This window comes from Streptomyces pilosus (assembly GCF_014649835.1).
Classification (GTDB): domain Bacteria; phylum Actinomycetota; class Actinomycetes; order Streptomycetales; family Streptomycetaceae; genus Streptomyces; species Streptomyces pilosus.
The window spans coordinates 147935-171553 of sequence record NZ_BMTU01000010.1; the positions used below are offsets into that span (position 1 = coordinate 147935).

Here is a 23619-nt window from a genome sequence, read left to right on the forward strand (position 1 = left end):
CGGCCGAGGCGGGACGCCCCCCCCACGCGACGGCAAGACGAAAGGCCCACGGAGATGGCTCGGCTCCCCTTACCCAGGCCGTTGCAGCACGCAGGACACACGTTCTCCCCCAGACCGCCCGGAGGCGGTCAAGCGGCTCCACTCCCCCAGCCGGACGGCCCCGGCCGTCCCGCCTCCGGGCTCCGCACCGTCCGCGAGACCCGTGCGTTCGACCTGCCGGCCGTCCCGGCGTCCGTGCGCGCCGCCCGTACGGGCATGCGGGAGCTGCTCACCGCGCGGGGCGTCGCCCCCGAAGTGCGCGACAACGCTGTCATGGTGACGTCGGAACTCGTCACCAACGCGCTCACCCACTCGGCCGGAGACCGGGTGGTGTGCCGGCTGCACCTGACGGCGGACCGGATCCGTGTCGAGGTCGAGGACCAGGCCCGCGGCCCCGCACGGCCCACGCTCAGCTGTCCCGGCCCCGACGCCCAGAACGGGCGCGGGCTGCTGCTGGTCGACGCGCTCAGCGGCGCGTGGGGGGTCACCGACGCCCCGGACGGCCCCGGGCGCACGGTGTGGGCCGAACTGCGCCGGTCTCCGGACCCGGCCACGGGATGAGCCCGGACGCCCGGCCCGGGACGCTGGCCCCACCGGCGACCCGGGTGCGAGCGGCATGACGGTCCCGGGCCCCGGCGCCGTCTGCGAGAATGGCGGGCGGATCACGAAGCGCCGCGGTGTGCGGAGCTCGCTGCCCGAGTGGAGTGCGCACGGTGTCGTCACAGCACGGAGTCCCCCTCGCCGCCCCCGGCGACCGCGAGGACCTGCGGCCCGACTGCGCCGACTGCTTCGGTCTGTGCTGCGTGGCCCTGCCCTTCGCCCGCTCCGCGGACTTCGCCGTCACCAAGGCCGCCGGCGAGCCCTGCTCCCACCTCCGCACGGATTTCCGTTGCGGCATCCACGAGCGGCTGCGCGACCGGGGTTACGCCGGCTGCACCGTCTTCGACTGCTTCGGCGCCGGACAGAAGGTCTCGCAGGTCACCTTCGGCGGCACCGACTGGCGGCAGGCACCGGAGACGGCCCGCGCCATGGTGGAGGTCTTCCCCGTGATGCGTCAGCTGCACGAGCTGCTCTGGTACGTCACCGAGGCCCTCGGCCTCGCTGCCGCCCGCCCCGTCCACGGGGAACTGCGGCGTGCGCGGGACCGGCTGGACGGCCTGACCCGCGGCAGCGCCGAGTCGATCGCCGGCCTCGACGTGCCCGCGCTGCGCGGCGAGGTCAACCCCCTGCTGCTGCGGGCCGGCGAACTCGCCCGGGCCCATGTCCCGGGCCCCCGGAAGAACCACCGGGGAGCCGACCTCGTCGGCGCGAAGCTGTCCGGCGCCGCCCTGCGCGGGGCGAGCCTGCGCGGTGCCCTGCTCGTCGCCGCCGACCTCAGCGGGGCGGACCTGCGCGACGCCGACCTGATCGGGGCCGACCTGCGCGACGCCGACCTCGGCGGCGCCGACCTCACCGGCGCCCTGTTCCTCACCCAGGCGCAGCTGGACTCCGCCAGGGGTGACGCGGCCACCGTGCTGCCGGCCGCGCTCAGCCGCCCCGCCCACTGGTGACCGGCCGGGCCAGCCCGGCGAGTACCTTGTCCGGGGTCAGCGGGAGTTCCCGGTAGCGGACCCCGGTGGCGTGGTGCACGGCGTTGCCGATCGCGGCGGCGCTGCCCACGTTGCCGATCTCGCCGATCCCCTTGCTGCCCATCGGGTTGAGGTGGGTGTCCTCCTCGTCGATCCAGTGGGCCTCGATCGCGGGGACGTCGGCGTGCGCGGGCACGTGGTACGACGCCAGGTCGGCCTCCGTGAAGTCACCGAAGGCGGCGTCCATCGTGCTGCCCTCGGTGAGCGCCATGCCGAGCCCCATCGTCATGCCCCCGATGAACTGGGACCGCGCGGTACGGGCGTTGAGGATCCGCCCGGCCGCGAAGACACCGAGCATCCGGCGCACCCGGACCTCGCCGGTGACCGGGTCGACGGCGACCTCGGCGAAGTGCGCCCCGAAGGCGTGGCGCGCGTAGGGGCTGTCGGCGTCGGCGAGACCGGCCGTGTCGGCGTGCGCGGTCACACCCTCCTCGGGCAACGGGCCGGTGCGGGCGGCCAGTCGCTCCGCCAGCGCCGTGCACGCCCGGTGGACGGACCAGCCCCAGGAGGCCGTTCCGGAGGAGCCCCCGGCGAGCGGGGCGGACGGCAGGTCGCTGTCACCGATCTCGCTGCGCACCCGCTCCAGGGGCACGCCGAGGGCGTCCGCCGCCACCTGGGCGAGCACGGTGCGGGCACCCGTGCCGATGTCGGTGGCGTTGACCCGCACGACGAAGCTCCCGTCCGGCAGCGCCCGGGCCTCGGCCGTGGACGGGCCGACGAGGACCGGGTAGGTGGCCGCCGCGACGCCCGTACCGAGGAGCAGTGGCCCCTCGGTACGGGTTCGGGGCCGGGGGTCGCGCCCGTCCCAGCCGAAGCGGCGGGCACCCTCGCGCAGGCACTCGGTGAGGTGCCTGCTGCTGAACGGTTTGCCGCTGTCCGGTTCCCGGTCCGGCTCGTTGCGGACGCGCAGCTCGACCGGATCCATGCCGAGTGCGCCGGCCAGCTCGTCCATCGCGGACTCCAGGGCGTACATGCCGGGTGACTCGCCGGGTGCGCGCATCCAGGAGGGACTCGGCACGTCGAGGCGGACGGCGCGGTGGACCGTACGGCTGGCGGGGGTGGCGTACATGACGCGTGCGGGGACCGCCGCCTGTTCGACGAACTCCTTGATGCGGGAGGTGTGGGTGACGATCTCGTGGGTGAGGCCGGTGAGCCTGCCGTCGGTGCCCGCGGCCAGCCGGAGCCGGTGCAGCGTGGGGGCGCGGTGGCCGACGACGGAGGGCATGTGGCGGCGGGGCAGGGCGACGGTGACCGGTCGTCCGGTCGCACGGGCGGCCATCACGGCGAGGACCACGTCGGGGCGCGGGGTGCCCTTGGAGCCGAAGCCCCCTCCGACATGGTCGGCGACGACCGTGATGCGGTCCTCCGGATGCTCGAACAGCGCGGCGAGCACGGCCCGTACCGTGGTGCCGCCCTGGCTGGAGGTGTGGACGACGAGACGGTCGCCGTCCCCGTGTGCGGTGCTGGTGTGGGGCTCCATGGGGTGGTTGTGCAGCGGCGGTACCTGGTAGGAGACGTCGACCGCGACGGGCGCGGAGGCCAGGGCGGCGTCGGGGTCGCCCCACTCGCGGCGGGCCGGGAAGCCGCCGTTGGCCTTCTCCGGTTCGTACGCCTCGGGATGGCCGGCGGTGAGGTGGACGTCGTGCTCCTCGGCGGCGTACTCGACGTGGACCGCCCCGGCTGCCGCACGGGCCTCCTCCAAGGTGCGGGCCACGACGAGCGCGACGGGCCAGCCGCGGTGCGGTACGTCGGGGCTCTGGAGCACGGCCAGGGTGGGGTCGTCGGGCTCGGCGATCCGGGGGGCGTTGTCGTGGGTGAGCACGGCCAGGACCCCGGGCATGTCCTGGGCGGCCCGGGTGTGGACGGCCGTCACCCGGCCGCGGGCGACGCCCGCCGGGACGGGCCAGGCGTGGGCGCGGCCCGGCAGGGGGTGCTCGGCCGCGTAGCGGGCGCCGCCGGTGACCTTCTGGCGTCCTTCGCGGCGTTCGGCCGGAGCGCCCAGTGCGCCGCCGGTGCCGGTCATGAGTCCTCCTGGAGGGTGCCGGGCCGGGTCCGCCGGGCGGCGAGCCGGGTCAGGACGTCGACGGCGAGATTGCGGGCGAGGGGCACCTTGTAGCCGTTGTCGCGCAGCGGGCGTGCCGCCTGGAGTTCGCGCTCCACGGCGTGGGCGAAGGCGTCCTCGGTCGCCGGGGCGCCGCGCAGGGCCGCCTCGGCGCGTTCGGCCCGCCACGGCTTGTGGGCCAGGGCGCCGAAGGCCAGCCCGACATGGGCGACGGTGCCGTCCTCCGCCGTGCTCAGGACGGCGGCCACCGAGGCGAGGGCGAACGCGTACGAGGCGCGGTCGCGGGCCTTGCGGTAGGCGGAGGGCAGCGAGGCCGTGGCGGCCGGCAGCACCACGCCGGTGATCAGCTCACCGGGACGGATCTCGGTGTCCCGCTCCGGCTGGTCGCCGGGCAGCCGGTGGAACCGGTCCGCCGGTACGGCGCGGGTCGTCCGGCCGTCGTCCAGTTCGACCCGGGCGTCCAGGGCCGCCAGGGCGACGGCCATGTCCGAGGGGTGGGTGGCCACGCACTGCTCGGAGTGGCCGAGCACCGCGTGGTCCCGGTGGGTGCCCTCCCGGGCGGCGCATCCGGTCCCCGGGGTGCGCTTGTTGCACGGTTTGGACAGGTCCTGGAAGTGCGGGCAGCGGGTGCGCTGGAGCAGGTTGCCACCGGTGGTGGCGGCGTTGCGCAGCTGTCCGGAGGCGCCCGCGAGGAGCGCCTGGGACAGCACGGCGTAGCGGTCGCGGACCAGGGGGTGGGCGGCGAGGTCGCTGTTGCGGACCGTGGCACCCACGCGCACGGAACCGTCGGGCAGTTCCTCCACGGTGTCCAGCGGCAGGCGGCTGACGTCGACGAGCAGGCCGGGGCGTTCCACGCCCAGTTTCATCAGGTCGACGAGGTTGGTGCCGCCTCCCAGACAGCGGGCGCCGGGGTGCTCGGCGAGCGCCTCGGCCGCCTCCCGCACGGTGCCGGCCCGTACGTAGCCGAACGGCTCCACTCAGATCACGTCCTCGACGGCTTCGACGATGTGCGGGTACGCGCCGCAGCGGCACAGGTTGCCGCTGAGCCGCTCACGGATCTCGGCGGCGTCCAGCCTGACGGGCCGTCCCGAGGGGGCGGCGGGGTCGGTGACGTGGGAAGGGTGTCCGGCCGCGGCCTCGGCGAGCATCCCGACGGCCGAGCAGATCTGGCCGGGGGTGCAGTACCCGCACTGGAAGGCGTCCCGGTCCAGGAACGCCTTCTGCAGCGGGTGCGGCTCTCCGGTGCCGTCCGCCAGGCCCTCGACCGTGACGACCTCGCTGCCGTCCAGGGTGACCGCCAGGAGCAGGCAGCCGTTGACGCGGCGGCCGTCGACCAGGACCGTGCAGGCGCCGCACTGCCCGTGGTCGCAGCCCTTCTTGGAACCGGTGAGGTCCAGGTCCTCGCGCAGGACGTCGAGCAGGACCCGCCGGTGGTCGAGGAGGAGTGTGTGCGGTGTGCCGTTCACCGTCAGCGTCACCTCGGAGCGGTGGCCGGTGGCGCGGGCGCTGTCGTCGTGTGTCGCGCCGCCCTTGTCGGGGTGCCCTGCCACGGGGTCAGCCGGCCGCGGTGTCGAAGCGCAGCCGCACCTGGTCCTCGAGGCGTCGCAGGCTCGCGTCGAGGGCCTCGCCCACCTGCTCCGCGCCGGGGTCGTGGCTGTCCTCGAAGAAGGAGAGGTGCACCGTGACCTCGCTCGCGCCGCTGCCGATGCCGGCGACCTGGAGCCAGCCGGTGTAGGTGCCCTGGGCGCGTGTCCCCCACTCGAGCCGCATCTGGTCCGGCCGGGCGCGCAGCAGGGCGGAGGTGTCCTCGTCGGTGCGGTCCTCGTGCACGGTGACGGCGGGCAGTTCCCCGGCCCGCACGTGGAGGTCGCCGGGCATCCAGTCACCCATCTGGTCGACGTTGGAGACCTGGTCGAAGACGTGCTCGGGCTGTGCCGGCATCGTCCGTGAACGTTCGTACTCGGCCATCGCCGGTACCGCCTTTCGGTTCGGTTCGTACGGCGGACGCGTGTCCGGGGCCCTCCGCGACCGTGACGGTCGCGGGCGACCCCGGACCGTGGCGTCACTCGTTGTCGAAGACCGCCTTCTGCACCTCGTTGGGGCCGTCGAACCGCTCGCTCCCGCTCTGCGTCAGCTTCTGGACGAGAGAGCTGTCCGCGCCGTTGTTCCTCGCCAGTTCGACCAGGTCGTCCCGGCTGGCGGGATAGTCGGCGCCCTTCAGGGCCTTCTGCAGTTCGATCGGGTTGAGCTCGGCCATGTCGGCCTCCCTCGGTGGAGCGACGCGGCGGATCCGCGCGAGGACGTGGCGGGTACCCAGCGGGTCCGGAGGTGATTCGCCCCGGGTGACCGGCGAAAATCCGGGGCGGACGGAGCCGCCCACCCGGGTACGCGTACTCAGGCGCCGGCCGCGTTCGCGCACGAGGCTGGGGGCGGAACTTCCGTCCGTCGAGAGGCCGTCCCTTGCTCAGCCGCACCGCCGCCGTCCTGCTGCCGTTGTTCGGGCGCCTCACCGTCACCCGCGAGGGCCGGGAGCCCTTCGCCACGGGCAGTGTCTTCGTCGCCAACCACGACTCGCTCGCCGATCCGGCCGTCGTGCTGGCCGCCCTGCGGAGCGTCGGGGTGACACCGGTCGTCATGGCGACGGCGGGGCTGTGGCGCGTACCGGTGCTGGGGCGTGCCCTGGCGCAGGGGGGCCACATACCGGTGCACCGGGGGACCGCCCGCGCGGCCGACGCGCTGGAGGCGGCGGCGGAGGCGGTGCGGTCGGGGCGCCATGTGCTCATCTACGCGGAAGGGGGCCTGCCGCGGCGTGAGGACGCGGCGTGCGCCGCGCCCCGGCCCTTCCGTACCGGCCTGGCGCGGCTGGCGGCCGCCACCGGTGCGCAGGTCGTGCCCGTGGGGCAGGCGGGGGCCCGGCGGCTCGCCTCCGGGCCGGCCGCGAAACAGCTGGCGGGCGTGCTGACCGCCCCGGTGCGCCGGCCGCGGTTCCACGTCCACGTAGGCCGGCCCGTGCGGCTGCCGTCCGGGACGGCGGCCGGCACGGCGGCGGCCCACCGCGCGGTAGGTGCCGCCTGGCGGCACGCCGCCCGCGCGGTGGGGGAACCGCCCCGCGGCCCGGCGGCACCCGGTTACGCGTCACCCTCCACGGGGCCGGTGCGCTCGGCCAGCCGCTCGTAGCGCTGCCGGGCTGCCTGCGGGCTGCCCAGACCGAGTCCGAAGGCGATCTCCGGCCAGGTCATGCCGCGCCCGCGTGCCATCTGCAGCAGGCCGGTCTCGAGTTCGTCCAGCTCGGCGCGGGCCCGTGGCAGCAGGCTCAGCGCGGCGGTGATGTCCGCGCGGTCCACCTCGGGTTCGCCGTCCTCCGGCAGCGCCGCGCCGCTGAGCAGGAACGCCACAAGCCGGACCGCCTCGTGGGGACCGAGGACCCCGGGATGGATCTGGCGCCGGCGCTGTCCGTCCGTGGCCGCGTGCCGTTCGGCGATGCGGAACAGGGACGCGTGGACCCGCTGCACGCGTGCGGCCTCGGAACTCGGCGGGGTGAAGGCGTCGGTGGGCTGTTCGGGTGTCGTGGGCATGGGACGAGCATCCGTTGTGAACGTTTTGTTGTCAACATTGTGGTGCGAACCGGTGGCCGATGAGTTCCGGCGTCCCCGCGGGTCCACCGATGCGACGGACCCACCGGCACCCGGACGAAGGACGACACCATGAGCACCCGAACCGGCTTCTCCTGCACCCTCACCCGCACCCTGGACGCCCCCGTGGACAGCGTGTGGCAGTCGTGGACCACCCCCGAGCGGTACGAGCGGTGGTGGTCCGCCAGTCGTGCGACACGGCGGAGGAGCGGGACGGCGCCGAGCAGGGCACCGCCCTGCTCCTCGACAGCCTGGCCGCCTTCCTGGCGGACGGCACGCACGGCTGAACGGCCTCGCGTGGTCCGACTCGCCCGCCGGTGCGACGCTGGGGTGGACAGGTTCCGAGGACGAGCACCGGAGGGAGACCGATGGGACGCGACGTCCCGGCGCTCACCTTCACCCGCGAGGACCGCCGCCGCTACCGCATCAAGATGCAGGAGTGCCTCGACGCGCTCGCGCAGATGCTGCGCGAGTCGCGCTTCGAGGCGGAGCGGCCGCAGGTGGGGCTGGAGATCGAGCTGAACCTGGTGGACGAGCGGGCCGAGCCCGCGATGCGCAACACCGACGTGCTGGAGGCGATCGCGGACCCGGCCTGGGACACGGAACTGGGCCGGTTCAACCTCGAGATCAACATCGCGCCCCGCCGGCTCACGGCGGGCGGCCCCGACGCCTGGGAGTCCGAGATCCGCGCGGCACTCAACCACGCGGAGCAGCGCGCCAGGTCCATCGGCGCTCGCCTGATCATGACGGGCATCCTGCCCACCCTGCGGCAGGAGGACGTCGGCGAGGGCGCGCTGTCTGAGAACCCCCGCTACCGGCTGCTCAACGACCAGATCTTCGCGGCGCGCGGGGAGGACCTGCACATCGAGGTGACCGGTGTCGACCGGCTGCGGACCTACGCGGACACGATCACCCCGGAGGCCGCGTGCACCAGTACGCAGTTCCACCTCCAGGTCGCCCCGGAGCAGTTCGCGGACTACTGGAACGCGGCACAGGCCATCGCCGGGGTCCAGGTCGCGCTCGCGGCCAACTCGCCCTTCCTGTTCGGCAAGGAACTGTGGCACGAGACGCGCGTCCCGCTGTTCGAGCAGGCCACGGACACCCGTCCGCAGGAGATCAAGGCGCAGGGGGTGCGGCCCCGGGTGTGGTTCGGGGAGCGCTGGATCACCAGCGTGTTCGACCTCTTCGAGGAGAACCTGCGGTACTTCCCGGCCCTGCTGCCGCTGTGCGACGACCAGGACCCCGCCGAGACGCTGACGCGCGGCGACATCCCCGAACTCGGTGAGCTGACGCTGCACAACGGCACCATCTACCGCTGGAACCGCCCGGTGTACGCCGTCGCCCGCGACAAGCCGCACGTGCGGGTGGAGAACCGGGTGCTGCCGGCCGGCCCGACCGTCGCGGACACGCTCGCCAACGGGGCGTTCTACTACGGGCTGACCCGCGCCCTGGTGGAGGAGGACCGGCCGGTGTGGTCCCGGATGTCCTTCGCGGCCGCGGAGGACAACCTCCGCACGGCGGCGCGGTACGGCATCGACGCCCGGCTGTACTGGCCCGGGATGGGCGAGGTGCCGGCGGCCGAGCTCGTGCTGCGGCGGCTGCTGCCGCTGGCACACCGCGGTCTGGAGCGCTCCGGGATGGACGAGGCCTGGCGGGAACCGCTGCTGGGCATCATCGAGCAGCGGTGCGTGACGGGCCGCAACGGAGCGGTGTGGCAGAAGGAGATGTTCCACCACATCGACGCCACCGTGCACTGCGGCCGCCACGAGGCGCTGCGCCGGATGACGCAGCAGTACATCGACTACATGCACCTCAACGCCCCGGTGCACACCTGGCCCGTGGAGTGAGGCGGCCCGGCCGGCGGACGGGACGCCGGCCGGCAGGCGCGCGGACACAGACATCGACTGGTGAGTGAGGTGACCATGCAAGCCACTGAGCCGGCACCGCGGGTGGTGGTGGGGGTGGACGGATCCCCCGCGTCGTACGAGGCACTGCGCTGGGCCGTACGGTACGCCCGTGCGCTCGGCGGGGTCGTGGAGGCCGTCCATGCCTGGGAGACACCGTCGTCCACCGGGTGGGCCGGTCCCGTGATCGAGCCGGACTTCGACTCGGAGCAGGCGCGTCACCGCTTCGCGGAGGCCCTGAACACGGCGTTCCCCGGCGACCGGCCCGCCGGGCTGCGGGAGCGTCTGGTCGAGGGGGACCCCTCGGAGGTGCTGATCCGCGCCTCGGAAGGGGCGGAGGTGCTGGTGGTGGGCCATCGCGGACGGGGCGGGTTCGCCCGGGCGATGCTGGGCTCGGTCAGCCAGCGCTGCGCCCAGCACGCGTCCTGCCCGGTCGTCGTGGTCCGGCACCGGGGGGAGGCGGACGGCTGACCCCCTTCCCCCGTCCGGGACGGCCGGACGCCGCCGCGGTGTTCGCGTTCCGTCGCGTCGCCCGGGTCGCCCGGGCCGTTCGGTGGCGCGGATGGCACGGGTGGCGCGACCGGTCAGCGGAGGGCGGGGCCGTCCAGGATGCCGGTCACCTCCCGGCGCACCGCGTCGCGCGCCGGCGCGGGCAGCGACCCCAGGCCGGTGCGGTCCAGGTCCCGCAGCGCCTGCCCGGCTCCGGTGCCGCAGCCGGCGGTCCCGCTGATCACCTCGTAACCGTCCCGGACGGCGACGACGAGCCGGTGCCGTCCGTCGTCGCCGGCGTGGACGGCGGTGGCCACCACCAGGGGCGGCGGGCCACCCGCTTCGCCGGGCGCCTTGTAGTACCCGCTCGCCACGGGGGTGTTCCAGCGGAGGGTGAGCAGCAGATGGCGCTTGGCCACCACTTCGCCCAGATCGGTCTCGTAGGTGCCGTCCCCGTCGAGCACGGTCGCCCGCGCGTCCAGGGCCAGCGCCGCCGGGAGCAGGCAGCGCAGCGTGCTGCCCACGATGTTGCCGCCGACGGTGGCCGTCCTGCGGACGGCTCCGGTCCCCACGGTGGAGGCGGCCCGGCGCAGCACGTCCGGTACCCGTTCGTCCACCTGGTGCAGCAGCACGGCGGCACCGAGCGCCTGGCGCTCCCTCAGGTTGGCCTCGGGCAGCTCGCGCAGGGACATCGCCTGCTCGGGGAAGCCGTCGCGCTGCCAGAGGGCCCACACGAGGGTGGCACCCCCGACGGGCACCGCGCCCTCGGCCAGGTACCGCTGTGCTTCGGACAGGGACGTGGGCAGACGCAGCAGCACGGCGGTCGACCTGCTTTCCTCGACGGGGACGGGAGGAACGGCACTTCACGGGCGGTCAGCAGCACCGCATTCTCCGTACGGAACCGGGGGCGCGTCCAGGGCTCACGAGTCCGCCGCGTGCGCCCACCGGGGGCGCCGTCCGGTCACCGCAGTCGCCGGATCTCGCCCCTCACCCGGTAGAAGCCGCCGGCCGCCGGGTGCAGCGCGTCCACGACGTACCGCGCGCCCGGCTCCCGTATCGCCCGGGGGAACTGCACGTTCCACGCGTCGTCGTAGCCCTCGGAGACGACGTGGACGCGCAGCCGCCCGGCGTCCCGCACGCATTCGACGACCACGGCGCCGGACGGCGCCTGGGCGACGGTGTCCACCGCGGCCGCGGTGGTGGCCGGGGCGTAGGTGGGCAGGGCCGCGGCGAGCTTGACGTCCCGCACCACCGGCACCGAGCCCTGCTGCGCCGCGGAGACGGCGGCCTCGCTCGCGTCCACGCACACCAGGGAGCCGTCCGTCGTCACCAGGTACAGCCGCTCGTCGCGGTACTGCATCGACAGCGCCGACCCGCCCCCGGTGCCGAGCTTCCACAGCCGTGTGCCGTCCCGGTCGAAGCAGTAGACGGACGAGGCGGCGTCACCGGCGAAGACGAACCGTCCGCCCGGCGCGGTCGCGCACGCGTACACGGCACTGTCACAGGCGTAGGTGGCCTCGACGGCCCCGGTCGCCTTCGACAGCCGCTGCACCACCCGGTGCGCCGTGCCCGCGTAGACCGTGTCGTCCTCCTGCCAGCCGAACAGCACGCCGCCCCGGGTGGGGGTGTGCCACAACTCGCCGCTGCCGTCGGGCGCGTACGCGGTGACGCCCCGGTGGTGGCCGTGGTAGACGGCCCGGTCGTCGGCGCGGACCATCCAGGCGTGGTCGCCCTGGCTGCGGCGGGTCCACTGGTGCTCGTCCTCGTGGTCGATGACGGTGAGGCGGCCGTCGCGGTCCGAGACGTCGAGAACGCCCTCGTGGATGTCCAGCCAGAAGATGTCGACGTCCGCCGCGATGTCGTAGGCGGCGAACGGCAGCTTCGAGGACAGGTCGTACACCCTGCCGTCGTCGCAGCCCGCGTAGATCCAGAAGTCGTCGGCCACCAGGCACTTCACGCCGTCCGGCAGGCTGAAGCGGGCCAGTGGGTTGCCCTCGTGGTCCAGGGTGTAGACGTCGCCGGACTGGTTGCCGACCCAGCAGTGGTCGTCGTCGACATGGATACCGAAGGCCGAGGAGCCCGTCCCGAAGCGCCACAGGACGGGGGCCACGGCGCGTGCCGTGGAGGGCGCCGAGGCCACCTGGCGCCGCGTCACCGCACGCGGTGCCCGCCCGCCGGGCACCGCCGGCGCATAGCCCTTGCGGACCTTCTCCCCGACCTTCCTGGCCGCGGCGGCCCCGGCCTTCGCCGCTGTCGCGAACGTCGTGACCTGGGTCTGGCCGGCCGCGCCGATCCGGCCGTAGCGCACCGTCACCACCGGGCCGTCGACCGCCACCTCGTAGAACTTGTGCGCGCCGCCGCCCTCCTGTGACAGCTCCAGATACGTCGTCGACACCGTGGACCCGGCAGACATGGCACACCCCTCCCCGGACGGGCCCGCGGCCGCTCCTGCGGGCCCACTGATCACACCGTAGGGGGTGCCACCGACAACGGGGTGGCGGTCAGACGCCGAACTCCTGCGGGGAGAGTCCGAGCGCCAGGCAGGCCTCGCGGACGGCGTACTGCTCGGCGGGCTCGAAGCTGCCGTCGGCTCCCGCGACGACCATGCCGGTCTGGACGACGGCGCGCGCCTCGGCCGGCTTCTTCGCCGCCTTGGCGATGTCCTCCAGCGCCCGCGCCCTGCCCTGCTCGAAGTGGGCCGTGAGCCGGTCCACGTGCTCGTTGAACAGCCGGCGGAGCTGGTCCGGCGGGAAGTTCTGCAGCACCTCGTTGGAGACGATCAGTTCCTCCACCCGCTGCCGCTCCACCGGGTCGACGCGTCCGTCGGCGGCCGCGACCAGGGCGCACATCGCCATGCTCGCGTCCCGGTAGGCGCCGCTCTTCAGCTCCGTCTTGGCAGCGGCGAGCTGGGACTTGAACAGCCCCATCAGCTTGGCCTTGGAGTCGCCGCCGGAGGAGGTGGAGCCGTGCCCCTGCTGCCGGGCGCCTCCCGCCTGCGCGCCCTGGGACTGCTGGAGCGTCCTGGCCTGATCCTTGAGCCGGTCCCACATCGCCATTCGGTGCCACCTTCGGGTCTGTCGCGGTCCGCCCGGTCCTGGTGCCCAGTCCCGGGTCATGCGGTTCGCCCGGTCAAACGGACGTGACACCGGCCGTGTTCCCGGATGGCAAAAGAAAGGCAAAAGGAATCACCCCGACGGCCGTCCGGCCCGGCGCGGCCGGACGGCCGTCGGCGGGGGTCAGCCCACCGTCCACTTCTGGTTCGCGCCGCCCGAGCAGGTCCACAGCTGGAGCCGGGTGCCGTTGGCCGCGTTGTTGCCCGTCACGTCCAGGCACTTGTCGGCCTGGGGATTGACGATGTCGCGCGCGCCGGTGACGACCCACCGCTGGGCCGCCGTGCCGTTGCAGTCCCACAGCTGGACGGGAGTACCGTCCGCCGTGCCGCCCGACGCGACGTCCAGGCACTTGCCGAGCGCCCGGATCGTGCCGTCGCCGCCCACCGACCACCGCTGGGCGGCGGTGCCGTTGCAGTCGTAGAGCTGCACCGGGGTGCCGTTGGCGGTGTTCGCCCCCGCGACGTCGGCGCACTTGCCGGCCAGGCCGCGGATCGCGCCGCCGGCCGGTGCGTCACTCGTCGTCACCGACACGTGGTCGACGACGAGTTGCTGCGGGAAGACGGTCGAGCCGTCGGGATCGCCGGGCCAGTAGCCGCCCACGGCCAGATTGAGGATGAGGAAGTACGGCTTGTTGAACACCCACTGCCTGCCGCCCAGATCGGCGGGGGTGCGCCGCTGGTAGACGTTGCCGTCCACGGACCAGGTGATGGAGTCGGGGGCCCAGTCGACGGCGAAGGTGTGGAAGTCGTCGGCGAAGGCCTGCCCGCCCGGCAGCGTGTACCCGGCGCCGATCCCTCCGGAGCCGGAGTAGCCGGGGCCGTGGATCGTGCCGTGCACCGTGGAGGGCTCGAAGCCGACGTTCTCCATGATGTCGATCTCGCCGGAGTCCGGCCAGTTCACCGGGGTGCCCAGCATCCAGAACGCGGGCCACATGCCCTGTCCGCGCGGGACCTTCATCCGGGCCTCGATGTGCCCGTACTGCGCGGTGAACCTGCCGGCGGTGTTGAGCCGTGCCGAGGTGTACTGGCAGGTGCCGTACCAGCACTGGTAGTTGGCCGGGTTCTCCTTGCGGGCGGTGATGACCAGGTGGCCCCGGCCGTCGAGTGCGGCGTTCCGGTTGCCGGAGGTGTAGTACTGCCGCTCGTGGTTGTTGACGTTGTCGCCGGTCTCGAGCTGCCACTTGGAGGAGTCGACCGCCGCGCCGGCGGGTCCGTCGAAGGTGTCCGAGAACGTCACGGCCGCAGCGGCGGTGGGGGCGGCCGCTCCGGCCGGATCGGCCTGCGCGGTGGTCCCGGCCGCGCCGGAGGCGACCAGGACGGCGGACAGGGCGGTGATCAGCCATCTGCGGCGGGTGCGCGGAGAGAACATGGCTCTCCCTTCCGTACGGCGGCCCGGGTGCACGGGTACGCCGACCGAGGTTGTGGGGGTTGATTGCGCAACGACTTGATTCAAGGGATGAGATAAGACGCCGTCAAGACCCTGGTACGGACCAGGAAAGGAGGCCGCGCCGGGCGGGCCCGGGCGCCGGACGGCGGTTCAGGCCGTTTGGCCCCAGGAGGTCCGGTGTGCGCAGCCCGGGTCGTGCTCCGTCGCGCAGGACGTCCACCAGCGTTCGCAGCACGCGGCCTCCACCTCGGCCTGCGCGAGGGCGGCCGCCGCCACGTCGCGCCACGCGGCCCGGCGTCCCTCGCGTTCCCGCAGGACGGCGACGGTGCGCCGCTCGTCCGCGATGACCGTCTCGCGGACCACGCCGACGACGGGGGCCAGGGCGGCGACGGCCATGGCGAAGGTGGTCCAGCCGGGCACGGTGCCCCAGGTGCGTACCGTGCAGAAGGAGAGCCAGAGGGCCACGGCGACGTACAGGACGGTGAGCGTGCGGCTGCCCCTGCTCATGACGCGTTCTCCTTCTGTCCGATGGACTCCTGATGCCCCGCCCGCGCGCGGACATGACTCGTCATCGGAAGACCGCTCACGTCCTCCTGCTCCAGGGGCGGCTCGCCGCCCTCCCGGGGCCGCCGCGCACCGCGCCGCCACCGGGGAGGCGTCCCTCTTCCGGGGCACGGGCCGGGCGGTCGAACGGGTGCGCTACATTTTGCACGCGCCTGACCGCGATCACTTCTGGATCCCTCACGCTACGGAGCCGGCACACCCATGAGCGACATCGTCAACGGACTCGGCCGGGCCACCGCCTACGGCGCACTCGGACTGCTCCTGCTGGTCCTCGGCATCGTCCTGGTCGACGTCCTGACGCCCGGGAAGCTCGGCCGGCAGATCTGGCAGGAGCGCAACCGCAACGCCGCCGTCGTCCTCAGCTCCTCGCTGCTCGGCATCGGCGGCATCGTCTTCACGTCGATCTGGACGACGTACGACGACTTCGGCAAGGGGCTGGTGTCGACCGCGGCGTTCGGCCTGCTGGGACTGGTGATGATGGCGGTGGCGTTCCTGGTGGTCGACCTGATCACCCCCGGTCGCCTGGGCGCCACGCTGGTGGAGCGCGAACCCCATCCCGCGGTGTGGGTGACGGCGTCCTGCAATCTCGCGGTGTCGGCCATCGTCTCGGCGTCCATCGCCTGACCCACGGGAGCGCGGGGCTCGCGGCCGGGACGCTCGGGGCGCTGCGGGACGGGGGCCGAGGAGGCCGGCTCCGCGCCGGTCCGCCCGACGGCCTCGGACGGCGGCGGGCACCGGACAGCGAACGGCTGGACGCGGCACCGCCGGGCGGCGCCGCCCGCCCTCACGCCACCCGGCTCCGCTCCCGGGCGGCACCGCGCACCGGCTCGGGCCGCACGCGGGCGGCCGGCGCGGTGCGGGTCACCGGCTCGGCGCGGGTGACCGACGGGGCGCGCGTGGCCGACTGGGCGCGGGTGGCCGGGCGGACCCGGTACGTGGTGCGGTTGGGGTCCACCACGGGCTCACCGAGGGTGATCCGTCCCGCCGCCTGCAGTTCGTCGCACTCGGCGGTGGGCAGGGCGGCGTAGCACCCGCCGGCGCCGGTGGCGGAGTCCAGGGGGCGCCAGTAGCTGTATCTGCGGCGGCCGTTGGCGTAGACGGTGACGTACGTGGGCGTACGGGGGTCGGCGATGATGCGCAGCGCGTCGGCGGCGGCGCCCGACGGGCGGCCCGCCGGTGTCGGGCCGGCACCTCCCCGGGAATACCGGCGGCGCGCCGTCGGCAGGGCGACGAGGGACCTCGAGCGGTCGACGGTGGAGAGCATCAGCAAGACCTTTCCGGAGCCGGACACGAGACCGTCTACCCAGCACCGCGCCGGAGTTGATCTCCTTTTCCGATCATTGTGCAACCTCACACCGACAACGAGGAAAGAGCCCGTCCCGTTCCCGTGTCGGCGTGTCGCGCAGGCCGCTCCCGGCCGAGGTGCCGTAACACCGTTGGCGGCGCGCGGAGCGGGCGGTCAGCCGCCCGGTCCGGGGTCCGGACGCACCGGCGCCTCGGCACCGGCACGGGCCGCCTCCAGCTGGGCGGCGAACGCGATGCCCAGGAAGAGGGCCACGGCGGTCAGGTTCGCCCATATCAGCAGGGCGATGAAGGCGGTCAGCGGCCCGTACAGGGCGCCGAACGCCCCACTGCCCTCGACGTACAGCGCGAGGAGCCACGTCGCCGCGACCCACAGCAGGAGGTGGACGGCCGAGCCGAAGGCCAGCCAGGTGTAGCCGGGCTGGGCGCGGCGGGGCGACCAGCGGAAGAGCACCGCGGAGGCGACCCAGGCCAGCAGCAGTCCCACCGGCACGTCCAGCATGCCCCACCACCCGGCGTCGCTCCCCCGTCCACCCACCACCTCGGCCATCGCGTGGCTCACCGCGTCGCCGGCGACGAGCACGACGAAGCCGAGCACCAGCGGCAGTCCCGCGGCGAGCGCGAGGAGAAGGGCCCGGCCGTACTTGCGGGGGAAGGGACGGTCGCGTTCGATGCCGTAGATGCGGTTGGCGCCCCGCTCGATCTGGCCCATGGCGGAGGCGAGGTTCAGCACGGCGAAGCCCAGACCCAGCCACAGGGCCAGGGTGCTCGCGAGGTCGTCGTGGGCGGTGCGCCGGGTTCCGTCGAAGGCGTCCTCGACGATGTCGGCGCTGGCGCCGGGCACGATGTCGCCGAGGGCCAGTTCGATGACCCGGCCGACGCTCTCGGTGTGCGTGGAGGTCGCGAGGCCCACGAGGGCCACCGTGAACGGCACCAGGCCGAGGACCACCTGGAAGGCGAGGGCCCGCGCGTTGGTGAATCCGTCCGCGTAGCGGAAGCGGCTGAAGGAGTCGGTCAGCAGCCGCAGCCCTCCGTAGTGCCGCAGCGCGGCGAACGCCTCGTCTCCGGAGAGTTCGTCACCGATCATGTCCCGGGTCTGCGGAACACGGACGACGGTTCCCATACGCGGACCTTCCTCGCCTCGACTGGCTTCCTCCCCTTCCTGATCGCCCCTTTCCCCGGCATCACACCTCGGGTGGCGACGGGCCGGAGGCGGGCCGCGGGAGCGCCGGGCGGCGGTGGGGGAAGGGTCGCGGGCGTCGTGGCTCAGGACGCGCGGGGGGCGGGAGTGCGTGGAGGGCGCGGGGAGCGGGCGCCCGGTCGGCCGGGGCGGGGTCCTGGGGACCGCGCCGCCCTGACCGCCCGTCACCCGGCCCCGGGATCAGCCCTTGAGGGGATCGTGCCCCCAGTTCATGAGGGAGTGGCGCCAGCGCGTGTCGCGTACGTCGCCGGACGGCTGCTGGGCGAGGTGGCGGCGGATGTAGCCGACGACCTTGCGCATGTGCGCGTAGTCGTCGTCCGAGAGGTCCTCGCGCCCCGCGCGCAGGATCGTGACGATGCGGCGCCCGGACGCGTGGCCGGTCGACTCGCCTCCGTCCTTGTGCTGGCCCGCGGCGCGGGACTCGTCCGTCTCCAGCCACCGCTCGAGATCGGCCGGCTTCATGTTGACCAGCTCGTGGAACTCGTCCCGGGTCTCCTGTTGGCGCTGCGCCTCCGCCGCGCTCACTTCTTCTTCCTGAGCGCCGAGGGCTTGTGCACGGCGGTCTTGCCCGACTTGTCACTGCGCACCTCGTACTGCGGTTCCTCCTCGGAGGCGGCGACCTTGCGTCCGGCCTCCTCCGTGCGCTCGGTGATCTTCTTCTCGACCTTGCCCGTGGTCTCGCTGCCGTGGCTGCTCCAGGCGACCTCGTCGCCCTTGTGGAGGTCCTTCCGGCGGTCGCTGTCCTTGCCCATCCTGGCGCCTCCTCGGCGTGGCGGTCGGTTCGCTTCCACCCTGGCCGCAGGGTGGCCCACGCGCATCTCGGGACGGCACGCACGTCCGGGCCGGCCCCGAGGGGGACCGGCCCGCAACGGTGGGGCGGACGGCTCAGACGAGGTCGAACCGGTCCAGGTTCATGACCTTGTCCCATGCCCTGACGAAGTCCCGCACGAACTTCTCCCCGGCGTCGTCGCTCGCGTACACCTCGGCGAGCGCGCGCAGCTCGGAGTTCGACCCGAAGACCAGGTCGGCACGGGTGCCGGTCCACCTGACCTCGCCGGTGGCCGCGTCGCGGCCCTCGAACACGGTCTGGTCACCGGACGTCGCCTTCCACGTCGTGCCCATGTCCAGCAGGTTGACGAAGAAGTCGTTGGTCAGGGTGCCGGGGGCGGTGGTGAGGACGCCGTGCGACGACTGCCGGTGGTTCGCGCCCAGGACGCGCAGGCCGCCGACGAGGACGGTCATCTCGGGGGCACTCAGGGTCAGCAGATTGGCCTTGTCCAGCAGCAGGAACTCGGCCGGCAGGCGGTTGCCCTTGCCCAGGTAGTTGCGGAAGCCGTCGGCGGTGGGCTCGAGGGCGGCGAAGGACTCCGTGTCCGTCTCCTCCTGGGAGGCGTCCACCCGGCCCGGCGTGAACGGGACCTCGATGTCGAGGCCGCCGTCCCCGGCGGCCTTCTCGACGGCCGCGGCGCCCGCCAGGACGATAAGATCGGCCAGGGAGATCCGCTTGCCGCCGGCCTGCGTCGAGTTGAAGGACTCCTGGACGGCCTCCAGCGTGCGCAGCACCGTCGCCAGACGGTCGGGATCGTTGGCCTCCCAGCCGCGCTGCGGCTCCAGGCGGATGCGCGCGCCGTTGGCACCGCCGCGCTTGTCGCTGCCGCGGAAGGACGCGGCCGACGCCCACGCCGTCGAGACCAGCTCGGACACGGACAGGCCCGAGGCGAGGACCCGCTCCTTGAGGACGGCGATGTCGTCGGCGTCGACGAGGTCGTGGGTCCGCTCCGGCAGCGGGTCCTGCCACAGCAGCGTCTCGGCGGGCACCTCCGGGCCGAGGTAGAGCGACTTCGGGCCCATGTCGCGGTGGGTGAGCTTGTACCAGGCGCGGGCGAAGGCGTCCGCGAACTGGTCCGGGTTCTCCAGGAAGCGCCGGGAGATCTCGCCGTAGACCGGGTCGAAGCGGAGCGCGAGGTCCGTGGTCAGCATCGTCGGCTGGTGGGTCTTCGACGGGTCGTGGGCGTCGGGCACGGTGCCGGCGCCCGCGCCGTCCTTCGGCCGCCACTGGTGGGCGCCCGCCGGGCTCTCGAACAGCTCCCACTCGTAGCCGAAGAGGATCTCGAAGAAGCTGTTGTCCCAGGTGGTCGGCGTGTCGGTCCAGGTGACCTCGAGTCCGCTGGTGATCGTGTCGGCGCCCTTGCCGGTGCCGAAGGTGTTCCTCCAGCCCAGGCCCTGCTCCTCCAGGCCCGCCGCCTCCGGGTCGTCGCCGACGTGGTCGGCCGGGCCCGCGCCGTGGGTCTTGCCGAAGGTGTGCCCGCCGGCGATCAGGGCGACCGTCTCCTCGTCGTTCATCGCCATCCGGCGGAACGTCTCGCGGATGTCGCGGGCCGAGGCGACCGGGTCCGGGTTGCCGTTCGGGCCCTCGGGGTTGACGTAGATGAGGCCCATCTGGACCGCGCCGAGCGGGCTCTCCAGCTCCCGGTCGCCGGTGTAGCGCTCGTCGCCGAGCCAGGTGGACTCCGGGCCCCAGTAGACGTCCTCCTCCGGCTCCCAGACGTCGGCGCGGCCGCCGGCGAAGCCGAAGGTGGTGAAGCCCATCGTCTCCAGGGCGACGTTGCCGGAGAGGATCAGCAGGTCGGCCCACGACAGGCTCTTGCCGTACTTCTTCTTGACGGGCCACAGCAGGCGGCGCGCCTTGTCGAGGTTGGCGTTGTCCGGCCAGCTGTTGAGCGGGGCGAAACGCTGCTGGCCCGCCCCGGCGCCGCCGCGGCCGTCACTGATGCGGTAGGTGCCGGCGCTGTGCCAGGCCATGCGGACGATGAGCGGGCCGTAGTGGCCGAAGTCGGCCGGCCACCAGTCCTGGGAGGTGGTCAGCACCTCGGCGATGTCCCGCTTCACCGCCGGCAGGTCCAGGCTCCGGAACGCCGCGGCGTAGTCGAAGTCGTCGCCGAGCGGGTTGGCCACGGCCGGGTTCTTGGCGAGGATCTTGAGGTTGAGGCGTTCGGGCCACCATCGCTGGTTCCCGGCGCCCTGGGTGGGGTGCGGGGCGCGTCCGTGCGCGACCGGGCAGCCACCCGCCTCCTCCGCCTTGGGTTCGGTGACGATCGCGTCGTGGTTCTCGGTCATGGAAGTCCTTCCGGGCGAAGTGGTTCGCGCAGTTCAGGTACTGCGGGAGGCGGAACAGCCGGGGCACAGGCCCCAGTAGACGATCTCGGCCTCGTCGATCACGAAGCCGTGGGCGCCGGACGCGGTCAGACAGGGCGCCGCGCCGGACGCGCAGTCGACGTCGGCGACGGCGCCGCAGGAACGGCAGACCACGTGGTGGTGGTTGTCCCCGACACGTCCCTCGTAGCGGGCGGCGCCGCCGGCCGGTGCGACGCGGCGCACCAGCCCCGCCCCGGTGAGCGCGTGGAGCGCCTCGTACACCGCCTGCAGGGAGACGTGCCCCGTGCGCCGGCGCACCGCGCCGGCGAGCTCCTCGGCTCCGAGGTGGCCGCCCCGGCGGACGGTGTCGAGGAGGGCGACACGGGCGGCCGTGGCACGCAGGCCCGCACCGCGGAGCTCCTCGGCCGCGGTCGGCGGCCGGGATGCGGTCATGCGCAGAACCTATAGGCCCAGAGACGAATAATTCCAGAGAACGAACAAGTCCAGTCTTGGGTCATGTCCGGTAACGGCGGGTGGCTCCCGGGTTGCGCGCCGCCGCCCGGAGGGACGCCCAGGCTCTCGTTCCTGACGAGGGGTCAGTACAGCACGTTCAGCGCCCCGGGCAGGACCCTGGCCGTGACGGGGAGGACCGCGTCGACTTCCCCGTCGGTGCCGTAGGGGACCTCCCGGTCGGCCTCGATGCGGATCTCGCTGCCCCGCAGGATCCGTACCTGGGGCCGGCGGACGTGCGTGCCGGTCCTCAGTTCGTTCATCAGGGTGAAGAACAGCCGCCGCGGCGCGTGCCGGATCATCACGACGTCCAGCAGGCCGTCGTCCACGCGGGCGTCGGGGGCGATGACGCGGCCGGATCCGTAGTAGCCGGAGTTGGCGGCCACCACCGTGTAACCGGTGTGGGTGTGCTCCTCGCCGTCCACGGTGACCCGGTAGCGGGCGGGCCGCCAGGTGGTGACGGCCCGCAGGCCGCCGGCGTAGTAGGAGGCCGAACCCCTCAGCAGCCGGGACCGGTTGGCGTGGCGGTTGGCGAGCGCGTCGACCCCGGCGTACACGCTGCCGAGGACGACGGTGCGGTCGTGGACGGCCGAGCCGACCTCCACGGTGTCGACCGGCCGCGGCTCCCCGTGCAGCAGGATGCGGGCGAGGGCCCGTGGGTCCCGGGGCAGGCCGAGCGCGCGGGCGAAGTCGTTGCCGCGGCCGGCGGGGACGAGCCCGAGGGTCGCGCCGGTGCCGCTGAGGGCTCCGCCGACGCCCCCCGCGATGCCGTCCCCGCCGACGGCGAGGACCACGCTCCCCCGCTGTCCGGCGTCCCGGGCCAGTTCGCGCGCGTGGTCCAGGCTGCGGCTGTACTCGGTCCGCAGTTCGGCGCCCTCCTCCCTCAGGTGCCGGGCCAGGGCGAGCAGGGCCGCCGCTCCGGTGGCCGCGCCCGCGGTGGGGTTGACGACGGCGGTGAACTGGCGCATCGGGATGCCTCCGGGGCTGGCCGACGGAAGGGGGACGGGCGGGGAGGAGGGGTGCGGGCGGGTCAGTCGGCGGGCAGCAGGACGCCCGGGTTCAGCAGTCCCTCCGGGTCCAGTCGCCGCTTCACGGCGCGCAGGGCGTCGATGCCCAGGGGGCCGGCCTCGCGGGCGTACCAGTCCCGGTGGTCGGTGCCGACCCCGTGGTGGTGGCTGATCGTGCCCCCGGCGGCGAGGATCGCCTCGTTGGCGGCGTGTTTGGCGCGGGTCCAGTGGGCCACCGGGTCCTCGCCCTGGGCGCAGACCACGGTGAAGTAGAGCGAGGCGCCGTTCTCGTAGACGTGGGAGATGTGGCACATCACCAGGGGCGGGGTGCCCGCGGCGGTGAGGGTGCCGGTGAGCGCGTCACGGACGGCCGTGTACAGGCCGGGCAGACGGGACCAGAACGTCGCCGTCTCGAGGGTCTCCGCGAAGGCCCCGGCGTCGAGGAGTGCGTCGCGCAGGTACGGGGCGGAGTAGCGGCCGTGGGCCCAGCGCCGGCCCGGTTCCTCACCCAGCGGGGTGCCGCCGCACGCGCGCAGCACGGCGGCGGCGTGCTCCCTGCGGTACCCGGTGTCCTCGTGGGTGCCCTCGTACCCGGCGATGGCCGTGCAGCCGGTGGGCTGCCGGGTGCCGGAGCCGATCGCTTCCGGATGCGCCAGGCCGACGAACGTCTCGGTCTCGTCGGACAGGCGCAGCACGGTGGGCCGCGGTCCGTCCTGGGCGAGGCGGCGCAGCGCCGCGGCGCCCTCCTCGAACGAGGGGAAGTGCCAGCCCTCGTAGACGCTGGTGCTCGGGACGGGCCGGATCCGTACGGTCACCGACGTGATGACGCCGAACGCGCCCTCCGACCCGAGGACGAGCTGGCGCAGGTCGGGTCCGGCGGCGGAGCGGGGCGCGCGGCCGGTGTCGAGTGTCCCCCCGGGGGTGGCGAGGGTGAGGGACAGCACCATCTCGTCGAACCGGCCGTAGCCGGCGGAGGCCTGGCCGCTGGAGCGGGTCGCGGCGAAGCCGCCGATGGTGGCCCACTCGTAGGACTGGGGGAAGTGGCCGAGGGTGAAGCCGTGCGCGGCGAGGAGCGCCTCGGCCTGCGGCGCGCGCAGGCCGGCCTGCAGGGTGGCGGTGCGGGAGACCGGGTCCAGGTCGAGCAGGCCGTCCATGCGCCGCAGGTCGAGGGCGACGAAGGCACCGCGCGGTTCGGGGGCGAGCCCGCCGACCACGGAGGTGCCGCCGCCGAACGGGACCAGCGGCAGGCGGTGTTCGGCGCACACCCGCAGCACGGTGAGCACCTCGTCGTGTCCCCCGGGCAGCAGAACGGCCGCGGGGACGGCGGACACGTCTCCCTCGCGGATGCGCAGCAGATCGGGGGTGGACTTGCCGCGCGTGTGCCGGACGCGGGTCTCCGCGTCGGTGCGCACGAAGGCCTCTCCGCCCAGGGCCGCGATCAGGGCGCGACGCGCTTCGGGCGCCAGTGGGCCGTCGGGGACGGCCATGTCCTCGATGGGCACGGGGGCCGTCCGACGCGGCGTGACCCCGAGCAGATCGCGCAACAGCCCGATCACCGAGTCGGGCAGCGGCGTCGCCTTGGCCGGGTCCCCCCAGCCGCTCCACAGCATGTCCATGACTGTCGTCCTCACCGGTCGGAAACGGGCG

General features: G+C 73.9%; 26 protein-coding genes. 7 read left to right on the forward strand and 19 right to left on the reverse strand.

Annotated features, from left to right (window positions below; genetic code table 11):
* The first annotated feature begins 213 nt into the window (after nt 1-213).
* A complete protein-coding gene (locus IE118_RS34125) occupies nt 214-600 on the forward strand; it encodes an ATP-binding protein (RefSeq protein WP_268248965.1) in 387 nt (128 codons plus the stop codon).
* Between the two features lie 152 nt (nt 601-752).
* A complete protein-coding gene (locus tag IE118_RS23665; protein ID WP_229846919.1) occupies nt 753-1589 on the forward strand; it encodes a pentapeptide repeat-containing protein in 837 nt (278 codons plus the stop codon).
* Here the strand turns inward: IE118_RS23665 and IE118_RS23670 are convergent.
* The 5 genes from IE118_RS23670 to IE118_RS23690 all read right to left on the reverse strand — a co-directional run bounded on the left by IE118_RS23670 (nt 1567) and on the right by IE118_RS23690 (nt 5986).
* Complete coding sequence (locus tag IE118_RS23670) at nt 1567-3690, reverse strand: xanthine dehydrogenase family protein molybdopterin-binding subunit (protein WP_189560032.1); 2124 nt, start codon at nt 3688-3690, stop codon at nt 1567-1569. The two genes, IE118_RS23665 and IE118_RS23670, sit on opposite strands and share 23 nt — an antisense overlap.
* Nucleotides 3687-4706: an FAD binding domain-containing protein gene (locus IE118_RS23675; RefSeq protein WP_189560033.1), complete on the reverse strand. Its 1020-nt coding sequence runs from the start codon at nt 4704-4706 to the stop codon at nt 3687-3689. Before IE118_RS23675 ends, IE118_RS23670 begins: the two co-directional genes overlap by 4 nt.
* Nucleotides 4707-5279, reverse strand: a complete 573-nt coding sequence (locus tag IE118_RS23680; protein ID WP_189560034.1) for a (2Fe-2S)-binding protein — start codon at nt 5277-5279, stop codon at nt 4707-4709.
* A 4-nt stretch (nt 5280-5283) separates the two neighbouring features.
* On the reverse strand, nt 5284-5697 hold the full coding sequence (locus IE118_RS23685; RefSeq protein WP_189560035.1) for an SRPBCC family protein: 414 nt from the start codon (nt 5695-5697) through the stop codon (nt 5284-5286).
* 94 nt (nt 5698-5791) lie between these two features.
* Entirely contained in the window at nt 5792-5986 is a 195-nt protein-coding gene (locus IE118_RS23690; RefSeq protein WP_189560036.1) for a DUF2795 domain-containing protein, read from the reverse strand.
* 203 nt (nt 5987-6189) lie between these two features.
* Here IE118_RS23690 and IE118_RS23695 point away from each other — a divergent pair, with 203 nt between their 5' ends.
* Nucleotides 6190-6906, forward strand: coding sequence for a lysophospholipid acyltransferase family protein (locus IE118_RS23695; RefSeq protein ID WP_189560037.1), 717 nt, complete (start codon nt 6190-6192; stop codon nt 6904-6906).
* Here IE118_RS23695 and IE118_RS23700 read toward each other — a convergent pair.
* Nucleotides 6858-7304, reverse strand: a complete 447-nt coding sequence (locus IE118_RS23700) for a DNA-binding protein (RefSeq protein ID WP_189560038.1) — start codon at nt 7302-7304, stop codon at nt 6858-6860. The genes IE118_RS23695 and IE118_RS23700 overlap by 49 nt on opposite strands.
* Before the next feature lie 194 nt (nt 7305-7498).
* Between IE118_RS23700 and IE118_RS23705 the strand changes: the two genes are divergently transcribed.
* The 3 genes from IE118_RS23705 to IE118_RS23715 all read left to right on the forward strand — a co-directional run bounded on the left by IE118_RS23705 (nt 7499) and on the right by IE118_RS23715 (nt 9736).
* Nucleotides 7499-7648, forward strand: coding sequence for a hypothetical protein (locus IE118_RS23705; protein WP_229846920.1), 150 nt, complete (start codon nt 7499-7501; stop codon nt 7646-7648).
* An 81-nt stretch (nt 7649-7729) separates the two neighbouring features.
* Nucleotides 7730-9208 (forward strand): glutamate-cysteine ligase family protein, encoded by a 1479-nt coding sequence (locus IE118_RS23710; RefSeq protein ID WP_189560039.1) that lies wholly within the window; start codon nt 7730-7732, stop codon nt 9206-9208.
* 75 nt (nt 9209-9283) lie between these two features.
* The gene (locus IE118_RS23715) at nt 9284-9736 is read left to right on the forward strand and encodes a universal stress protein (RefSeq protein WP_189560040.1); all 453 of its coding nucleotides are present in this window, start codon (nt 9284-9286) and stop codon (nt 9734-9736) included.
* 113 nt (nt 9737-9849) lie between these two features.
* Here IE118_RS23715 and IE118_RS23720 read toward each other — a convergent pair whose 3' ends face one another.
* The 5 genes from IE118_RS23720 to IE118_RS23740 form a co-directional block, all read right to left on the reverse strand.
* Nucleotides 9850-10572: an FAD binding domain-containing protein gene (locus IE118_RS23720; protein WP_189560041.1), complete on the reverse strand. Its 723-nt coding sequence runs from the start codon at nt 10570-10572 to the stop codon at nt 9850-9852.
* 143 nt (nt 10573-10715) lie between these two features.
* Nucleotides 10716-12167: a WGR domain-containing protein gene (locus IE118_RS23725; RefSeq protein WP_189560042.1), complete on the reverse strand. Its 1452-nt coding sequence runs from the start codon at nt 12165-12167 to the stop codon at nt 10716-10718.
* An 88-nt stretch (nt 12168-12255) separates the two neighbouring features.
* Nucleotides 12256-12810 carry a tellurite resistance TerB family protein gene (locus tag IE118_RS23730; protein WP_189560043.1) on the reverse strand — a complete coding sequence of 185 codons (555 nt, stop codon included), beginning with the start codon at nt 12808-12810 and terminating at the stop codon, nt 12256-12258.
* Between the two features lie 180 nt (nt 12811-12990).
* Nucleotides 12991-14235 carry a glycoside hydrolase family 16 protein gene (locus IE118_RS23735; RefSeq protein ID WP_189560044.1) on the reverse strand — a complete coding sequence of 415 codons (1245 nt, stop codon included), beginning with the start codon at nt 14233-14235 and terminating at the stop codon, nt 12991-12993.
* Between the two features lie 168 nt (nt 14236-14403).
* The gene (locus IE118_RS23740; RefSeq protein ID WP_189560045.1) at nt 14404-14760 is read right to left on the reverse strand and encodes a hypothetical protein; all 357 of its coding nucleotides are present in this window, start codon (nt 14758-14760) and stop codon (nt 14404-14406) included.
* 258 nt (nt 14761-15018) lie between these two features.
* Between IE118_RS23740 and IE118_RS23745 the strand changes: the two genes are divergently transcribed.
* Nucleotides 15019-15441, forward strand: a complete 423-nt coding sequence (locus IE118_RS23745) for a DUF350 domain-containing protein (protein WP_189560046.1) — start codon at nt 15019-15021, stop codon at nt 15439-15441.
* A gap of 160 nt (nt 15442-15601) precedes the next feature.
* Here IE118_RS23745 and IE118_RS23750 read toward each other — a convergent pair whose 3' ends face one another.
* The 8 genes from IE118_RS23750 to IE118_RS23785 form a co-directional block, all read right to left on the reverse strand.
* The gene (locus tag IE118_RS23750) at nt 15602-16081 is read right to left on the reverse strand and encodes a hypothetical protein (protein ID WP_189560047.1); all 480 of its coding nucleotides are present in this window, start codon (nt 16079-16081) and stop codon (nt 15602-15604) included.
* A gap of 195 nt (nt 16082-16276) precedes the next feature.
* Nucleotides 16277-17242 carry a YihY/virulence factor BrkB family protein gene (locus IE118_RS23755; RefSeq protein WP_189560048.1) on the reverse strand — a complete coding sequence of 322 codons (966 nt, stop codon included), beginning with the start codon at nt 17240-17242 and terminating at the stop codon, nt 16277-16279.
* Nucleotides 17243-17500: 258 nt separating this feature from the next.
* Nucleotides 17501-17845, reverse strand: coding sequence for a DUF3140 domain-containing protein (locus IE118_RS23760; RefSeq protein WP_268248963.1), 345 nt, complete (start codon nt 17843-17845; stop codon nt 17501-17503).
* Complete coding sequence (locus IE118_RS23765) at nt 17842-18072, reverse strand: hypervirulence associated TUDOR domain-containing protein (RefSeq protein WP_189560049.1); 231 nt, start codon at nt 18070-18072, stop codon at nt 17842-17844. The genes IE118_RS23760 and IE118_RS23765 overlap by 4 nt, the downstream gene beginning before the upstream one ends.
* Nucleotides 18073-18205: 133 nt before the next feature.
* Nucleotides 18206-20437 (reverse strand): catalase/peroxidase HPI, encoded by a 2232-nt coding sequence (katG, locus tag IE118_RS23770; RefSeq protein WP_189560050.1) that lies wholly within the window; start codon nt 20435-20437, stop codon nt 18206-18208.
* 33 nt (nt 20438-20470) lie between these two features.
* Complete coding sequence (locus IE118_RS23775) at nt 20471-20908, reverse strand: Fur family transcriptional regulator (RefSeq protein ID WP_189560051.1); 438 nt, start codon at nt 20906-20908, stop codon at nt 20471-20473.
* Nucleotides 20909-21051: 143 nt separating this feature from the next.
* Entirely contained in the window at nt 21052-21933 is an 882-nt protein-coding gene (locus IE118_RS23780; protein WP_189560052.1) for a YegS/Rv2252/BmrU family lipid kinase, read from the reverse strand.
* A 62-nt stretch (nt 21934-21995) separates the two neighbouring features.
* Complete coding sequence (locus IE118_RS23785) at nt 21996-23588, reverse strand: FAD-binding oxidoreductase (protein WP_189560053.1); 1593 nt, start codon at nt 23586-23588, stop codon at nt 21996-21998.
* Between the last annotated feature and the right edge of the window lie 31 nt (nt 23589-23619).

What these genes read in the sequence shown, in the direction of transcription:
- IE118_RS23710 (WP_189560039.1), top strand. Translation starts at nt 7,730, where the DNA reads ATGGGACGCGACGTCCCGGCGCTCACCTTCACCCGCGAGGACCGCCGC.
- IE118_RS23745 (WP_189560046.1), top strand. Translation starts at nt 15,019, where the DNA reads ATGAGCGACATCGTCAACGGACTCGGCCGGGCCACCGCCTACGGCGCA.
- IE118_RS23765 (WP_189560049.1), bottom strand. Translation starts at nt 18,072, where the DNA reads ATGGGCAAGGACAGCGACCGCCGGAAGGACCTCCACAAGGGCGACGAG.
- IE118_RS23755 (WP_189560048.1), bottom strand. Translation starts at nt 17,242, where the DNA reads ATGGGAACCGTCGTCCGTGTTCCGCAGACCCGGGACATGATCGGTGAC.
- IE118_RS23740 (WP_189560045.1), bottom strand. Translation starts at nt 14,760, where the DNA reads ATGAGCAGGGGCAGCCGCACGCTCACCGTCCTGTACGTCGCCGTGGCC.
- IE118_RS23750 (WP_189560047.1), bottom strand. Translation starts at nt 16,081, where the DNA reads ATGCTCTCCACCGTCGACCGCTCGAGGTCCCTCGTCGCCCTGCCGACG.
- IE118_RS23700 (WP_189560038.1), bottom strand. Translation starts at nt 7,304, where the DNA reads ATGCCCACGACACCCGAACAGCCCACCGACGCCTTCACCCCGCCGAGT.
- IE118_RS23785 (WP_189560053.1), bottom strand. Translation starts at nt 23,588, where the DNA reads ATGGACATGCTGTGGAGCGGCTGGGGGGACCCGGCCAAGGCGACGCCG.
- IE118_RS23670 (WP_189560032.1), bottom strand. Translation starts at nt 3,690, where the DNA reads ATGACCGGCACCGGCGGCGCACTGGGCGCTCCGGCCGAACGCCGCGAA.
- IE118_RS23685 (WP_189560035.1), bottom strand. Translation starts at nt 5,697, where the DNA reads ATGGCCGAGTACGAACGTTCACGGACGATGCCGGCACAGCCCGAGCAC.
- IE118_RS23735 (WP_189560044.1), bottom strand. Translation starts at nt 14,235, where the DNA reads ATGTTCTCTCCGCGCACCCGCCGCAGATGGCTGATCACCGCCCTGTCC.
- IE118_RS23690 (WP_189560036.1), bottom strand. Translation starts at nt 5,986, where the DNA reads ATGGCCGAGCTCAACCCGATCGAACTGCAGAAGGCCCTGAAGGGCGCC.
- IE118_RS23715 (WP_189560040.1), top strand. Translation starts at nt 9,284, where the DNA reads ATGCAAGCCACTGAGCCGGCACCGCGGGTGGTGGTGGGGGTGGACGGA.
- IE118_RS23775 (WP_189560051.1), bottom strand. Translation starts at nt 20,908, where the DNA reads ATGACCGCATCCCGGCCGCCGACCGCGGCCGAGGAGCTCCGCGGTGCG.
- IE118_RS23725 (WP_189560042.1), bottom strand. Translation starts at nt 12,167, where the DNA reads ATGTCTGCCGGGTCCACGGTGTCGACGACGTATCTGGAGCTGTCACAG.
- IE118_RS23730 (WP_189560043.1), bottom strand. Translation starts at nt 12,810, where the DNA reads ATGGCGATGTGGGACCGGCTCAAGGATCAGGCCAGGACGCTCCAGCAG.
- katG (WP_189560050.1), bottom strand. Translation starts at nt 20,437, where the DNA reads ATGACCGAGAACCACGACGCGATCGTCACCGAACCCAAGGCGGAGGAG.
- IE118_RS23780 (WP_189560052.1), bottom strand. Translation starts at nt 21,933, where the DNA reads ATGCGCCAGTTCACCGCCGTCGTCAACCCCACCGCGGGCGCGGCCACC.